This window comes from Neorhizobium sp. LMR1-1-1.1 (assembly GCF_040675795.1).
GTDB lineage: Bacteria > Pseudomonadota > Alphaproteobacteria > Rhizobiales > Rhizobiaceae > Neorhizobium > Neorhizobium cellulosilyticum.
In genome coordinates, this window is the sequence record NZ_JBEGHE010000036.1 from 328,076 (window position 1) to 342,848 (window position 14,773).

The following is a 14,773-nucleotide window of genomic DNA, read 5'->3' on the forward strand; positions in this document are numbered from 1 at the left end:
ATGCAAGGTTTCGGTATTCATGCAATGGTCTGGTCCACCGTCTGGGACCATGCCGGTGCCGAGCGCGCCATTGCCGGTGCTGCCCAGCATGGCCAGGATTATATCGAGATCCCGCTGATCGATCTTGCGTCTGTCGATACAGGCCATACGCGTGCGCTGCTCGAAAAGCATAGTCTCCGTTCCGTCTGCTCGCTCGTGCTGCCGGAAAGAGCCTGGGCCTCGGTTCGCCCTGATGCGGCGATCGAGCATCTGACGGCGGCCCTTGATAAGGCCAAGGAGATCGGCGCCGAGGCACTCACCGGCGTGACCTTCGGTGGCACCAATGAGCGGACCGGTTTTCCGCCGACTGAAGGCGAATACGACAACCTGACCCGTGCGCTCGGTACCGCCGCCAAACATGCCAAGGCGCTCGGGCTGGAATTCGGCATCGAGGCAGTCAACCGCTATGAGAGCCACTTGATCAATTCCGCCGAGCAGGCCGTCGCGTTGGTCGAGCGGATCGGCCTCGACAATGTCTTTGTCCACCTCGACACATTCCATATGAACATGGAGGAAAAGGGCATTGCCAACGGCATCATTGCCGCGCGTGATCATCTGAAATGCATGCATATGTCGGAAAGCGACCGCGGCACGCCGGGTTATGGCAACATCGCCTGGGATGAACTGTTTGGTGCGCTCGCAGCGATCGGCTTCAAGGGCCTGCTGACGCTTGAAAGCTTCGTGACCATGCAGGCTGTGATGCCGGGCGATATCTCGACCTGGCGCCCCGTCGCCCGTGATGTTGACGAAGTGCTCGACAATGGCCTGTCATTCCTGCGCAACAAGGCGGAACAATACCGGATTTTCCAAGCGACCGCCCACCCTTGAGACGGCCGGCCCTATTCTTCAATGACCGTGGTGAGGACCACCTTGAGCAAGATAGAAGACAATGCGCGCGAGATCGCCGCACAAGCCCACCATCGCTTCGGCCAGGAGAAAGGCCGACGGGTGATGATCGCGATCGCCGGAGCTCCCGGATCGGGTAAATCGACGATCGCCGAGCGGGTCGTGGATGAGCTGAACGGCAAGGGCGATATTTCGGCAGCGCTCTTCCCGATGGATGGCTACCATTATGATGACTTGGTGCTGGAAGACATGGGACGTCGACCGTTCAAGGGCGCTATCGATACATTCGATGCGCATGGGCTTCGACATATGCTGGAGCGCCTCAAGGCCAATCAGGATGACGTGATCGCCGTGCCGGTCTTCGATCGCTCGATTGAAATCGCCCGTGCCGGCGGTCGTCTGATCGCGCAATCCATCGATATCATCGTCTGCGAAGGCAATTACCTGCTCGCCAGCCAGTCACCTTGGGATCGTCTGAAGCCGATCTTCGACTTCACCGTCTTCGTCGATGTCGATGAAAGCGATCTGCGAACCAGGTTGCAGGATCGCTGGCGCGGCTTTGGTCTGGATGAGGCCGAGATCACCAGGAAGGTCGAGGAAAACGATCTTCCCAACGGCCTGTCGATCATCGCCAACAGCAGTGAGCCCGACCTTCGCGTGAAAAATCCGGGGAGCAGTCAGACAAAGGACTGACGCTCCAAATGCCTTCGACACTGGTCAGAGGGAGGAGATGCCGAATGAGGCAAGCCCTTGGCCGCTTTATCGAAACCCCGACAGCGACAGCTGAAAATTGAGAGAGGCTCCCATGAAACACGGCATCTATTACTCCTACTGGGAACATGAATGGAGCGCCAAATTCGGCCCCTATGTCGAAAAGGTCGCCAAGCTCGGCTTCGACATTATCGAAGTCGCGGCCCATCACATCAACGAATATAGCGATGCCGATCTCGCCGCCATCAAGCAGAGCGCCAAGGATAATGGTATCATCCTGACCGCGGGTATCGGCCCATCAAAGACGAAGAACCTTTCGTCGCCCGATGCCGACGTGCGCAAGGCCGGCAAGGCATTCTTCGAACAGACGCTGACCAATGTCGCCAAGCTCGACATCAAGACGATCGGCGGCGCGCTTCATTCCTACTGGCCGGTCGATTATTCGAAACCGGTCGACAAGGAAGGCGATCGCGCCCGCGGCGTCGAAGGCATCCACGGCATCGCCGACTTCGCCAATAACCTTGGCATCAACCTGTGCATCGAAGTGCTCAACCGCTTTGAGAACCACGTTCTCAACACTGCAGCCGAAGGTGTGGCCTTCGTCAAGGAAGTCGGCAAGCCGAACGTCAAGGTCATGCTCGACACGTTCCATATGAACATCGAGGAAGACAGCTTTGGCGAAGCCATCCGCACCGCCGGCCCGCTGCTTGGCCATTTCCACACGGGCGAAAGCAATCGTCGCGTGCCGGGTGTCGGCAGAATGCCGTGGCATGAGATCGGTCTTGCGCTGCGCGAGATCAACTACACCGGCGCCGTGGTGATGGAACCCTTCGTCAAGACCGGCGGAACGATCGGATCAGACATCAAGGTCTGGCGCGACCTGACCAATGGTGCAGACGAGGCGAAGATGGACGAAGACGCGCGCAATGCGCTCGCTTTCTCACGCTTTGTGCTCGGTGGCTGATCAGGCAGTCGCTACCCTGTCGTAGTCTTGCACTACGTTTGACTGGAACGCATGCGAGAGACCTGTCTCTCGCATCGTCTATCAGTTGAATCATGAGGTGACGGATCACCAACGATCGCCGCCCGATAATCTTTACTTCTCCAGCGCGCTTGCGGCGCAAGCACCCGAACTGGCTTCGTTTTGAAAGAGAATGGTTCTTGTTCCATTTGGAAACGAGGGCCCTGCGGCCCTCGAGTTTGGCCGCATGCCTAGAGAAGATCCTCAGGCTGGATGAAATCCATGTCGGTGTAATCGATATTGTCCCCGGCCATCGCCCAGATAAAAGTATAGCTGCCGATGCCGGCACCGGAATGAATGGACCACGGCGGAGAAATCGCGCCTTCCTCGTTGCCGATAAAGAGGTGGCGGGTTTCCTGCGGTTCGCCCATCAGGTGCAGGACCCGGGATTTCGGCTCCATGCCGAAATAGAGGTAAGCTTCCATACGGCGATCATGGATATGTGAGGGGATCGTGTTCCAGACGGAGCCGTCTTCGAGTTCCGTATATCCAAGAACGAGCTGGCAGCTTTCCATCACCAGCGGGTGAATGAACTGGTTGATGGTCCGCTTGTTGGAAGTCTCGGACGCGCCAAGCTTCACTTCCTTGCTGTCCGCCTTGGTGATCAATCGGTTGGGGCAGGAACGGTGTGCCGGGCAAGAAGTGATATAGAAACGCCCTGCACCGCTGAAGGTAACAGCACCTGCGCCCGCGCCGATATAAAGCACGTCACCGTGTTGCAGCTCCCAGCTCTCGCTGGCAATGCTTACCGTGCCGGTGTCACCGATATTGACGATGCCCATTTCCCGCCGATCAAGTAAGGAAGGGGTTTTGGTTTCCTCCACTTTATCGAGCACCAACGTTCCGCCGGCAGGAACAGCGCCACCGACAATGAAACGGTCGTAATGCGTATATATCAGCCGGATTTCGCCTTCGCGAAACATATCCGAGGCAAGGAAATGCGCACGAAGTTCCGCGGTGCCCATGGCTTTCGCTTGAGCGGGGTGCACCGCGTGCCTCGTCTCGACGTTTAGCATAGACATCTCCTCCTATTGGCCGCAGCCATCTCATCCTACGTGTTGCGTATATCTGTACGACAACCTCATTCAGGTCAAGGCATCTTCGTGGCCGAGCAGATGAGGTGACAGCACCTGTCTGCCAGAAACGATCAAATTGGCGATCAGGCAACGGATATGCAGAACGCATTTGACATGCTGTCAACAACATGCGTAAATCTGTCTGGCAAGTTAGAATATTTCTGGGAGGAATTATGATCATCACCGACGTCGAAGTCCGCGTCTTCCGCACGACCACTCGTCGGCATTCCGACAGCGCCGGTCACGCGCATCCCGGTCCGCCGCATCAGGTGGAACAGGCGATGCTGACCATTCGTACCGAGGACGGCCACGAAGGCCACTCCTTCACCGCGCCGGAAATCGTTCGCCCGCATGTCATCGAGAAATTCGTCAAGAAGGTCTTGATTGGTCAGGATTACCGGGATCGGGAAAGGTTGTGGCAGGATCTTGCCCATTGGCAGCGCGGCTCCGCCGCACAGCTGACCGATCGCACCCTTGCCGTCGTCGATTGCGCGCTCTGGGATCTCGCCGGCCGCGCGACCAACACACCTGTTTACAAGTTGATCGGCGCCTATCGCGACAAGGTGCTCGCCTATGGCTCCATCATGTGCGGCGACGAGATCGAGGGCGGCCTTGCAACGCCCGAAGATTACGGACGTTTTGCCGAAACGCTGGTAAAGCGCGGTTACAAGGGCATCAAGCTGCATACCTGGATGCCGCCGGTCAGCTGGGCCCCGGATGTGAAGATGGACATCAAGGCCTGCGCCGCTGTACGCGAAGCTGTTGGCCCCGATATCCGGCTGATGATCGATGCGTTCCACTGGTATTCGCGCACCGATGCGCTGGAACTCGGACGCGGTCTTGAAAAGCTCGGCTTCGACTGGATCGAGGAGCCGATGGACGAGCAGTCCATGTCTTCCTACAAGTGGCTTGCCGACAATCTGGATATCCCGGTCGTCGGCCCGGAAAGCGCCGCCGGCAAGCACTGGCATCGTGCCGAGTGGGTAAAATCCGGCGCTTGCGACATCCTGCGCACCGGCGTCAACGATGTCGGCGGCATCACGCCGGCCTTGAAGACGATGCATATGGCCGAATCCTTCGGAATCGAATGCGAGGTGCACGGCAACACGGCGATGAACCTGCATGTCGTTGCGGCGGTGAAAAATTGCCGCTGGTATGAGCGCGGCCTGCTTCATCCCTTCCTCGAATATGATGATGGCCACGACTATCTCAAGTCGCTTTCGGATCCGATGGACAGGGACGGCTACGTGCATGTCCCCGATCGTCCCGGCCTCGGTGAAGACATCGATTTCGCCTTCATCGAAAACAACCGGGTGAGGTGAAATCATGAAAACACTTCTGGCCTTCGGCGACAGCCTGACCTGGGGAGCAGATCCGAAAACGGGCCTGCGCCATCCGCGTCAGCATCGCTGGCCGGAAGTGTTGAAGGCTGAACTCGGCTTTCGGGTGGATGTCCTGTCCGACGGGCTTGGCGGTCGCACCACCTGTTATGACGATCACACGGGGCCGGCCTGCCGAAACGGCGCCCGGGCCTTGTCGGTGGCGCTCGCAGTCCACATGCCGCTCGATCTCGTGGTGATCATGCTCGGCACCAACGACCTCAAGCCGGTCCATGGTGGCCGCGCCGAGGCGGCTTTTTCCGGCATGCGCCGGCTTGCCGAGATCGTCGAGACCTTTCCCTATAAGCCGCGCTCGGCACGTCCGCGGCTGATGCTGGTTGCTCCACCACCCTGCGTGACGGACGACAACGGCCAGGTGGCAGGCGGCCGTAGCATTGCGGAATCACAAAGACTTGCGCCGCTCTACCGCAAACTTGCCGCAGAACTCGGACACGACTTCTTCGATGCAGGCAGTGCCGCAAGCGCTTCGCCGATCGACGGCGTGCACATGGATATCGCAAACACGGAGGCTTTGGGCAGGGCGCTGTCGGGCCCGGTGGCAGACATTCTCGGGTGATCGGCCTGGCTTGGGAGAGCGATAGGCCGAAAGGATAGAAATCATGGAGGGGCCGTATTCCACGCGAAGCGGCATCAAACGGAGGAAACATGCGACACTTTTTTGCAACTGCAGCCGTCGGAGCGCTCCTGCTCGGCGCCATGCCTCTCAACGCTCTGGCGGAAACGCCGAAAGACCAGCTTGTCGTGGCGACCACGATGAACAACATCCTGACGCTCGATCCGGCCGCCATTACCGGCCGCGAGACTGTTCAGGTACTCAACAATATCTACGATACGCTGGTCGTCCTGAGCGAGAAGGATCGCTCGATCCAGCCGCGCATCGCGGAAAGCTGGGAGATTTCCGAGGACCGGATGTCGATCCGCTTCCACCTGCGCAAGGCGACCTTCGCCTCCGGCAATCCGGTCACCGCCAATGACGTGGTCTGGAGCCTTAAACGCCTGCTCACCCGCAACCTTGCACAGGCATCGCTGCTCAAGACCCGCGGCTTTAAAGCGGATGCCGCCGACAAGCTTTTCGTCGCCGAAGACGAACAGACCTTCGTTCTCAACCTGCCCCAGCCGGATGACCCTAACCTCGTGCTGATGGTGCTGGCGCAGAACGGTCCCGGCTCGATCATCGACAGCAAGACGGCGCTTGAAAACGAGAAGGACGGCGATCTCGGCGCCGGATGGCTGACCTTGAATTCGGCCGGCTCCGGTCCGTTCACGCTCGGCCAGTGGAAGTCGAACGAATATATCATCCTCACCCGAAACAGCGATTATTGGGGCGAGGCTCCGGCGATGAAGCGCGTGCTGATGCGCCATCTGCCGGAATCGCAGTCGCAGCGCCTGATGCTCGAAAAAGGTGATATCGACGTCGCCTATTCGCTGCAGGCGCCAGACCTGAAGTCGCTCGAAACCAATGCCGAGATCAAGATAGAATCGACCCCCGGTTCCGGCTTCTATTATCTCGGCGTATCGATGAAGGACGAACGTTTCGCCAAGCCGAAGGTGCGCGAGGCGCTGCGTTACCTCATCGATTATGAAGGTCTCGACAAGGCCGTCATGCCCTATTACGGCAAGGTTCGCCAGCGCCAGATCAGCACCGGCGTCATGGGCTCGCTGCCGGATCCGGGCTACAAGCTCGACGTTGCAAAGGCAAAGGCACTGCTGGCGGAAGCCGGTTATCCGAACGGGTTCAAGACAACGCTCCGCGTCCTGTCGGAAGATCCTTTCATGAAGGCGGCAACCGCCATCCAGAATACGCTCGCCCAGGCCGGCATCCAGGCCGAACTGATCACCGGTTCCGGCGACCAGATCTATGGCGCAATGCGCGAGCGCAAGTTCGAGCTGCTTGTCGGCCGCGGCGGCGGCGGCCAGCAGCCTCACCCGGACAACAACCTGCGCGCGCTTGCCTATAATCCGGACAATTCGGATGAAGCCAAGCTCACCAATTATCAGAGCTGGCGTACGAGCTTCTATGACGAAAAGCTCAACAAGATGATCGCCGACGCGCTTGTCGAGCGCGATCCGGCAAAGCAGACCAAGGCCTATGAAGACATCCAAGCCTACATGGAAGAGATCGTCATGTCGCTCCAGCCGTTCTCGGAAGTGTTCGATACCGCCGCATTCCGCAGCGATGTCGGCGGCATGATCGTAAATCCTTGGCTCTCCCGTTTCGAGGGCATCACGAAACAGCGCTAACCCCTCCAGGCAGCTGTTTCGATGAAGAGGCGCATGGAAACATGCGCCTCTTTTCGCACGGGGCATCCTCTAGGTGGTTGGCCCAGACAGAAGGTCGAAATTGCACCGCATGCCCACATCGTGCCGAACGGGCCTCAGTTCTGCAGCGCCCAGTCCGCCACCTGCCAGCGCATTTGTCCGCGATCGGCGACGACACGGCCGAGACCTGGGAAAGGCATGTGCGTGGCGGCAATAAGCGCACCTTCTGAAGCAGCCATGGGGAAAAAGCGGTCGCGCATCGCCTTGGCGGCTTCGCGGTCCTGCTCGAACAGGAAGAACACATCGGTTGCGGCAGGATGCACGACCGGGAAGATCATGTCCGAAACCATGATCAGGCTCTGCCCGCCTTCTTCGACCCGCACCCCGATATGGCCGGGTGTATGCCCCGTCAGGTCAACGATCGAAACGCCCGGTGAGATCTCGCGCTCGCCGTCGATCGCCTGAAGCTTCGGATAAAGCCGCACGACCTCCTCCGCCATCTTGAAGCTGGGCTGCAGAGAATCGGGCGCACCGTTGCGCTTGGCGGGGTCTGTCCAATGGGCGACATCGCGGCGATCGATATAGAGTTCCGCCTTCGGAAAATTGTTCTTACCGCCGGCGATCAGCCCACCCATGTGGTCCTGATGCAGATGCGTCACGATCACGGCGTCGATCTCGTCAAGTTTCAAGCCCAGCGCGGATAGAGCCTGCGGCAACTGGCCCGTCTGGCCGATAGAGCCCGCGGCACCGGCATCGATCAGTATGCGGCGCTGGCCATCCTCGATGAGATACTGGTTGAACAGAAACCGCACGCCGCTCGGCCGGGCGGTGAACTGCGCGGTAGCCGCCTTTTCGACCTCGGCCGCCTCGCGTCCCGGAAAATAGGTGAAGGGCATATCGGCATAACCGTCCGTCAGGGCCGTGACCGTGAAGCGGCCGATGCGGATCTGCGCGAGCGGCGTAACGCTGACCGGCAAGCCCGTGGCCGCCTGCGCCGCCGCAATGACCGTTGTTGGCGCGCCTCCGATCAGGCTAGCCCCGGCGAGGCCGAGAGGAAGAGTGGAGACAAAGGATCTGCGTGAAAATTCAGCCATGATGCGGCCCCCCGGATCATTGAAAAATACGGGCGACAGCCGCCGCCCCCAAGAACGCGTGCAGGCTATGACACACGCAACCGATAAGATACTCTGCCGATCGGAAAGCTGCCCTCTCAAATTCCGGAAGGTTTAGATGGACCGTTTCGAAGCAATGTCGGTTCTGCTCGCCGTGGTCGAGGCTGGCAGCCTCTCGGCCGGCGCGCGGCGATTGCGTTCACCGCTCGCCACGGTCAGCCGCAAGGTCGCCGATCTTGAAAAGCATCTCGGCGTGCGGCTGGTTCTGCGCACCCGCAGCGGCCTCGCCCTGACGGAAGAAGGCCGCGCCTTCGTCGCCGCGTCCCGGAGCATTCTCGAGGCGCTGGATGCCGCAGAGAAACAGGCCGGCAGCGATCATGGCGCTCTGCGCGGCGGGCTGCACGTGACGGCTCCGATTGCCTTTGGCGAGCGCCACCTTCTGCCGATCGCACTGGAATTCCTCAAGGAACAACCCGAAATCGACCTGCGCCTGACCCTGGCCGACCGGCAGCTTAGCCTCGCCGAAGAGCATGTTGATGTGGCCCTTCGGATTGGGCATCTGGCGGACAGCGCACTGATCGCGACGCGTGTGGGCGCCGTGCGTCGGGTGATCTGCGCCAGCCCCGACTATCTTGCCCGCCGGGGTGTGCCGCGCCGGCCGGAAGACCTCGCCCGGCATGACGGCATAAGCTTTCAGGGGTTCGCGACCTCCCCGGAATGGCGTTATCGCCGCGATGGCGCCGCCTTCACCATAGAGCCGCGCTCGAAGCTCTCCGTCAACACGACGGAGGCTGCCATTCAGGCGGCGCTGGCCGGTATCGGCATCATTCGCGTGCTTTCCTACCAAATCTCCGATGAGTTGCGCTCCGGCGCACTGCAAGAGTTACTGACGGAGTTTGCGCCAGAACCCCTCCCGGTCAACGTGATCCATCACCCAGCAGACCCCATGCCGCAAAAGGTGCGATGCTTCCTCGACTGGATCTCTCCCCGCCTGCGCGCGCAGATGGCTCTGTAATTCTCATTCCCCTCTCCTCCAGCCAAAAAAAGAGCCCGGCACTCAAGGCCGGGCCAGGGAGGAGTTTTTTTAACCGCACTGCCTGTCAGACATGCCCTTCATATTCCAGAGACGCGCCGATCAGCTCGCGGGAATAGGGATGAACCGCCTCGCAGCCTGGGATCGCCTCGCGCGGCAATATCTCGGTAATCTCACCGCGCAGCATCACGGCGAACCGGTCGCACATGTGATCGACCACCGCCAGATCATGCGTCACCATGATGTAGGTGAAGCCGTGCTCTTCGCGCAGGCGCTGCAAAAGGTTGAGGATTTCCGCCTGCACGGAAACATCGAGAGCCGATGTCGGCTCGTCCAGAAGCAGCAGCGAAGGCTCAAGGATCAGCGCCCGCGCAATTGCGACACGCTGGCGCTGCCCGCCGGAAAGCTGATGCGGAAAACGATCGAGAAAGGATCCTGGCAGTCCGACATCGGACAGCACCTTCTGCATCCGCTCCTCGTGATTTGTGAGCTTGTGGATTCTCAGCGGCTCCGAAAGCACGGTTCTTACCGACTGGCGCGGATGCAGCGAACCGTAGGGATCCTGGAAAACCATCTGCAGCGTGCGGCAGCGTTCGATGAGCGGCATGTCGCGCACGGACTTTCCGTTGATCAGGATCTCTCCCTTCCAGAAGTCGGTCAGCATCGAGATGCAGCGCAGCACGGTGGATTTGCCCGATCCGCTTTCGCCCACCAGGCCGAAACATTCTCCCGGCTCCACCAGGAAGGATATGTCGGGAAGGACCTTGAGCGCTGTTGGCCCGTGGCCGAAAGTAATGGAGAGATTGCGTGTCTCGACTGATACCGTCATCGGGAAACCTCCTCCAGCCATTCGGGGCGGCGGTCCAGCACCGCCAGCGGCGCACGCGCGCCGCCGATGCGCGGCTGGGCCGCAATAAGACCCCGCGTATAGGGGTGTTGCGCCTTGTCGAGGTCGCGGGCGGCAAGCGTTTCCACCACGCGACCCGCATACATGATCAGCACCCGGTCGCAGAAATTGCGCACCAGGTTGAGATCGTGGCTGATCATGATCAGACCGATCCCGCGATCCCGCACCAGGCCGTCGAGAATGTTCAGCACCTGCAGCCGCACCGTAACGTCCAGCGCTGAGGTCGGCTCGTCGGCGATGACCACATCCGGATCGGCAAGCAGCATCATCGCGATCATTACGCGCTGGCCCATGCCGCCGGAAATCTCGTGCGGATATTGCTCGCAGACACGCTCAGGATCGCGGATCTTGACCGCTTCCAGCATGGCGATCGCCTTTTGAAGGGCATCCTTCCGGCTGCATTTGAAGTGGCGCAGATAGGTCTCGGCCACCTGGTCGCCGACCTTGCGGATCGGATTGAGCGAAAACTTCGGATCCTGCAGGATCATCGACATGCGCCGCCCGCGCACGCCGAGCATCTGTTCTTCCGTCAGCGATAGCAGTTCGACATCTTCGAACCGCATCTTGTCGGCGGTAATCTTGGCCGACGGGAGCAGTCTCAGCAGCCCTCGGCCAACGGTGGACTTGCCCGAACCGCTTTCGCCAACAATGCCCAGCCGCTCGCGCCCGAGCGTGAAGGACACGCCGCGCACGGCATCGGTCGGAGCACCGCCGTAACGGATGTGAAGATTTTCAACGTCGAGGATTGGACGGGTCATGGCCTACCTCCGGTTCATCTGCTTGGGATCAAGCGCATCGCGCAGTCCGTCGCCAAGTAGGTTGAAGGCGAGGCTGACGCACAGGATGGCGACGCCCGGAAAGGTAACCAGCCACCAGCTGTCGAGCATGTAACGACGCCCCGTGGCAATCATCGCCCCCCATTCCGGCAGCGGCGGCTGTGCGCCGAGGCCGAGAAAGCCGAGACCGGCCGCCGTCAGGATGACGGTCGCCATGTTGAGCGTCAGGCGGATCAGCACCGAAGGCAGACACATGGGCACGATCGACTTGACGATGATGCGGGTCGGTGAAGCCCCCTGAAGGCGTGCAGCGGCAATGTAGTCCGCATTGCGAAAAGTCATCGCCTCGGCGCGCGCAAGCCGGGCGATCGGCGGCCAGGATGTCAGCGCGATGGCGATGATCGCGTTGTTGAGGCTCGGGCCGAGTGCAGCGACGAAGGCCAGCGACAGGATCAGGCTCGGGAAGGACAGGAAAATGTCGGTGATGCGCATCATCACCGTGTCGAAGCGACCACCCAGATAACCCGAGGCCGCACCGACGGCGAGCCCGATAGGCCCGACGACGATCGACACCAGGAAGATGATCGTCAGCGTGATGCGGGATCCCCAGACCAGACGGCTGAAGATGTCGCGGCCGAGTTCGTCGGTCCCGAACAGATGCCCGTTGCCGGGCGCCTGAAGCGTGTTGGCGAGATCCTGCGCATAGGGATCATGCGTTGTGATGAGCGGCGCGAAGATGGCGACCAGGATCAGCAGCGCGAGCACGGCAAGGCCGAAAAGCGAGGTCGGGCTCTTCATCAGGAAGAGAACGATGTTGCGCAGGGCATTGACCGAGGCCGGCACGCGCAGCTTGGAAGCGGTTGTGACTGACATCAGCGGGTCCTCGGATCGAACAGACGGTAAAGCATGTCGGAAAGCAGGTTGAGCGCGATGAAGATGACGCCGACGATCAGCACGCAGGTCATCACGGCATTCATGTCGCCGATGATCAGGTTGCTGGTCAGGTATTGCCCGAAGCCCGGCCAGGCGAATACCGTTTCGATCAGCACCGCGCCTTCCAGAAGCGAACCATAGGCAAGCGCCACGATGGTGACGAGCTGCACGCGGATATTGACGAACGCATGACGCCATATGGTCTGGTGTTTCGACAGTCCTTTCACGCGGGCGGTCGTGATGTATTCCTGCCCGAGTTGGTCGAGCATGAAACTGCGCGTCATGCGCGTGATATAGGCGGACGAAGAGTAACCGAGCAGCGACGCCGGCAGGATCAGGTGGTTCACCGCCGACCAGAAGACGTCCATCTCGCCCGCAAGCAGGCTGTCGATCAACAGGAAGCCGGTCGTTTCAGGAACAAGGCCGATATAGAACTGGTCCATGCGGCCACTGCCCCCGACAAGGTCGAGCTTCGCATAAAGTACGATGAGCGCGATCATGCCGGTCCAGAAGATCGGCATCGAATGGCCGAAGAGGCTGAGCACGCGCACAAGGTGGTCAGGCCAGCGGTCCTTGTTGACCGCAGCGATGACCCCCATCGGCACGCCAAGGCCAGCACCGATCAGAATGGCAAAGGTCGCCAGCTCCATCGTTGCTGGCATGACATGCAGGATGTCCTGGATGACCGGCTGGCCGGTGCGGATCGACGTGCCGAAATTGCCTGTCAGCACGTCGCCGAGATAGTAGAAGAACTGTTCCCACAGCGGCCGATCGAGACCGAGCGAGCGGAAAACTTGCTCATAGGTCTCGCGGGTCGCGTCCTCGCCGACCATGGCGCGCACGGGATCCGCAGGCATCATCCGGCCAATGATGAAGGTAAGTACGAGCAGCCCGAGCAAAGTCACCAGAATGGTACCGATTTGCCCTAAAGCGCCCTGCATTGAGGGGCGTCTTGTCGACATGTATCCTCCGTATGTCGGCCGCCGGTCATCGGCGGAGACAGGCTCCCATCCTGTCAGACAACTTAATGAAAGTTGTCACATGCTGTTCGTACTGTCAAGCACTGATCAGAGGAAGTCTTCGCGCCGAGGCGTAAAGCAGTCAATCAACTCGCCTTCTTCAAGGCACTCGCAGCCATGCGTGACATTGCCGGGAATGACGAGACTGTCACCCGCAGCCAGCTCATGAGCTTCGTTTCCACGGATAAACCGAAAGCGACCACGAGCGACATAGGTCGACTGCACGTGTGGATGGCTGTGCAACTTGCCCTCGGCCCCAGCCTCGAAGCGAAACGACACAACCATCAGCTCAGGCGCTTCGGAAAGGACCTGCCGCTGGACACCCTTATCGGGCGATATGATGGGAAAAACAGGTAGAGACATGAAACCTCACTGACAACAATCACAATGTCACCATATAAGGTTTAACTTCTGTATGACAACACGTCTATGCCGAAGTGACTACGTCGTCCATGGGCAAGGTTCTCGCACGCAGCAGAGCCTTGTAACGCTCCAGGCTTCCACGCAGGTGGGCGCGCATGTGCTCGCGCGCGGCATCGGCATCACCTTCAATGATGGCATCGACAATTCGCGCATGCTCTTCCTGCAGATGAAGATTATAATCCTTTGGACGGGATCCCGGCGCAGCCCCCTGAAGCTCTCCGCGAGGAATGATCCCTGAACGGATCAACTGAAGAAACTCGGGAAACCGCCGGTTTTGCGTTGCCTGGGCAATAGCCAGATGCAGGCCGAAATCCGCATCGCGGGTTGGTGTTCCGTTTGCAAGGCAGATCCTGACCTGATTATGCGCCTCGAGTATGGCTTCGATCTGAGCGGCCGAACGCCGCGCCGCCGCCAGTGCAGCGGCCTCAACTTCAAAAACCGTTCGCAATTCGAGCAGCTCGATGACCGACGAGATACGCTCGGTTTTCAGATCTTTGAACGGGCGTTCCTCTTCGCGCCTGGCCTCGAGCGCAAAAACCCCCGCCCCTTTACGCGCCTGAACGAGGCCGTCTGCACGTAGAATGGCGATCGCTTCGCGCACGACTGTTCGGCTGACGGAATATTGCTTGGCAAGTGCGTTTTCACTGGGCAGCCGGTCACCAGCTTGAAATACACCGCTCGTCAGTTGCTTGCGGAGATCCGAACTGATCCTTGATGCGTGGGATGTATCCAGTCCAGCTGTCGCGGTAATGTCTTCCAATATCGCCTCGCTATTACCAACCTGTCAGGCACGTTCGATTAGCTATCGCAGGAGTTCGTTCTAGCTGCAAGCAAGATGTTTTCTCCGAACGACTTCGGAACAGACAACATTGGACTTCGACGACCGAGAAGGTTCCGGGATATCCCCGCATCGACAGAACAGTTGCTGGCCTCGTCAAAAGCTGAAAGACAAGCTGCTCCGACAGACATCGAGGCAGTCGAACCGATCCAGATGGCGATCGTCAGAAGGATCTGGCCATGCGTAGCGCCGAAATCCAGAACCTATTGGCATCGCGTGCATCGGTCTTACGTGCTGTAACGGACAGGCGTGAAGCAGTTTTCCGTTGATCGAGAACCGCCCCAGGAACCGGGATCAAGGTTCAATCGGGATGTGGCTTACACTTGTTTCGGGCTAGCTTTCCACCGCATCAGCCGACACCCCGAAGGTATTTTCTCTAT

15 protein-coding genes are annotated in these 14,773 nt (G+C 59.7%); 7 read left to right on the forward strand and 8 right to left on the reverse strand.

The window, feature by feature from the left end:
- From MRBLMR1_RS21890 to MRBLMR1_RS21900, 3 genes are all read left to right on the forward strand, one after another.
- Positions 1-867: a sugar phosphate isomerase/epimerase family protein gene (locus MRBLMR1_RS21890; RefSeq protein ID WP_148146823.1), complete on the forward strand. Its 867-nt coding sequence runs from the start codon at positions 1-3 to the stop codon at positions 865-867.
- A gap of 21 nt (positions 868-888) precedes the next feature.
- Entirely contained in the window at positions 889-1,578 is a 690-nt protein-coding gene (locus tag MRBLMR1_RS21895; protein ID WP_500066213.1) for a nucleoside triphosphate hydrolase, read from the forward strand.
- Between the two features lie 112 nt (positions 1,579-1,690).
- Positions 1,691-2,560, forward strand: coding sequence for a D-psicose 3-epimerase (locus tag MRBLMR1_RS21900; RefSeq protein WP_148146819.1), 870 nt, complete (start codon positions 1,691-1,693; stop codon positions 2,558-2,560).
- A 248-nt stretch (positions 2,561-2,808) separates the two neighbouring features.
- On the opposite strand, the gene kduI is transcribed toward MRBLMR1_RS21900, so the two are convergent.
- Entirely contained in the window at positions 2,809-3,633 is an 825-nt protein-coding gene (kduI, locus tag MRBLMR1_RS21905) for a 5-dehydro-4-deoxy-D-glucuronate isomerase (protein WP_148147063.1), read from the reverse strand.
- Positions 3,634-3,866: 233 nt separating this feature from the next.
- Here kduI and MRBLMR1_RS21910 point away from each other — a divergent pair, with 233 nt between their 5' ends.
- The 3 genes from MRBLMR1_RS21910 to MRBLMR1_RS21920 all read left to right on the forward strand — a co-directional run bounded on the left by MRBLMR1_RS21910 (position 3,867) and on the right by MRBLMR1_RS21920 (position 7,334).
- Complete coding sequence (locus MRBLMR1_RS21910; RefSeq protein WP_148146817.1) at positions 3,867-5,015, forward strand: mandelate racemase family protein; 1,149 nt, start codon at positions 3,867-3,869, stop codon at positions 5,013-5,015.
- A gap of 4 nt (positions 5,016-5,019) precedes the next feature.
- The gene (locus tag MRBLMR1_RS21915) at positions 5,020-5,649 is read left to right on the forward strand and encodes an SGNH/GDSL hydrolase family protein (RefSeq protein WP_148146815.1); all 630 of its coding nucleotides are present in this window, start codon (positions 5,020-5,022) and stop codon (positions 5,647-5,649) included.
- Positions 5,650-5,738: 89 nt separating this feature from the next.
- A complete protein-coding gene (locus tag MRBLMR1_RS21920) occupies positions 5,739-7,334 on the forward strand; it encodes an ABC transporter substrate-binding protein (protein ID WP_148146813.1) in 1,596 nt (531 codons plus the stop codon).
- Between the two features lie 134 nt (positions 7,335-7,468).
- Here MRBLMR1_RS21920 and MRBLMR1_RS21925 read toward each other — a convergent pair whose 3' ends face one another.
- Entirely contained in the window at positions 7,469-8,446 is a 978-nt protein-coding gene (locus MRBLMR1_RS21925; RefSeq protein ID WP_500066217.1) for an MBL fold metallo-hydrolase, read from the reverse strand.
- Positions 8,447-8,582: 136 nt separating this feature from the next.
- Between MRBLMR1_RS21925 and MRBLMR1_RS21930 the strand changes: the two genes are divergently transcribed.
- On the forward strand, positions 8,583-9,479 hold the full coding sequence (locus MRBLMR1_RS21930; protein WP_148146809.1) for a LysR family transcriptional regulator: 897 nt from the start codon (positions 8,583-8,585) through the stop codon (positions 9,477-9,479).
- An 85-nt stretch (positions 9,480-9,564) separates the two neighbouring features.
- Here the strand turns inward: MRBLMR1_RS21930 and MRBLMR1_RS21935 are convergent, their stop codons facing one another.
- The 6 genes from MRBLMR1_RS21935 to MRBLMR1_RS21960 form a co-directional block, all read right to left on the reverse strand.
- Positions 9,565-10,326 (reverse strand): ABC transporter ATP-binding protein, encoded by a 762-nt coding sequence (locus MRBLMR1_RS21935; protein ID WP_148146808.1) that lies wholly within the window; start codon positions 10,324-10,326, stop codon positions 9,565-9,567.
- A complete protein-coding gene (locus tag MRBLMR1_RS21940; protein ID WP_148146806.1) occupies positions 10,323-11,162 on the reverse strand; it encodes an ABC transporter ATP-binding protein in 840 nt (279 codons plus the stop codon). Before MRBLMR1_RS21940 ends, MRBLMR1_RS21935 begins: the two co-directional genes overlap by 4 nt.
- 3 nt (positions 11,163-11,165) lie before the next feature.
- Positions 11,166-12,053 carry an ABC transporter permease gene (locus tag MRBLMR1_RS21945; protein ID WP_500066220.1) on the reverse strand — a complete coding sequence of 296 codons (888 nt, stop codon included), beginning with the start codon at positions 12,051-12,053 and terminating at the stop codon, positions 11,166-11,168.
- Positions 12,053-13,075 (reverse strand): ABC transporter permease, encoded by a 1,023-nt coding sequence (locus tag MRBLMR1_RS21950; RefSeq protein WP_148146802.1) that lies wholly within the window; start codon positions 13,073-13,075, stop codon positions 12,053-12,055. Before MRBLMR1_RS21950 ends, MRBLMR1_RS21945 begins: the two co-directional genes overlap by 1 nt.
- A 105-nt stretch (positions 13,076-13,180) precedes the next feature.
- Complete coding sequence (locus tag MRBLMR1_RS21955; protein ID WP_148146800.1) at positions 13,181-13,495, reverse strand: cupin domain-containing protein; 315 nt, start codon at positions 13,493-13,495, stop codon at positions 13,181-13,183.
- 64 nt (positions 13,496-13,559) lie between these two features.
- On the reverse strand, positions 13,560-14,306 hold the full coding sequence (locus MRBLMR1_RS21960; RefSeq protein ID WP_148147062.1) for a FadR/GntR family transcriptional regulator: 747 nt from the start codon (positions 14,304-14,306) through the stop codon (positions 13,560-13,562).
- Positions 14,307-14,773: the final 467 nt, after the last annotated feature.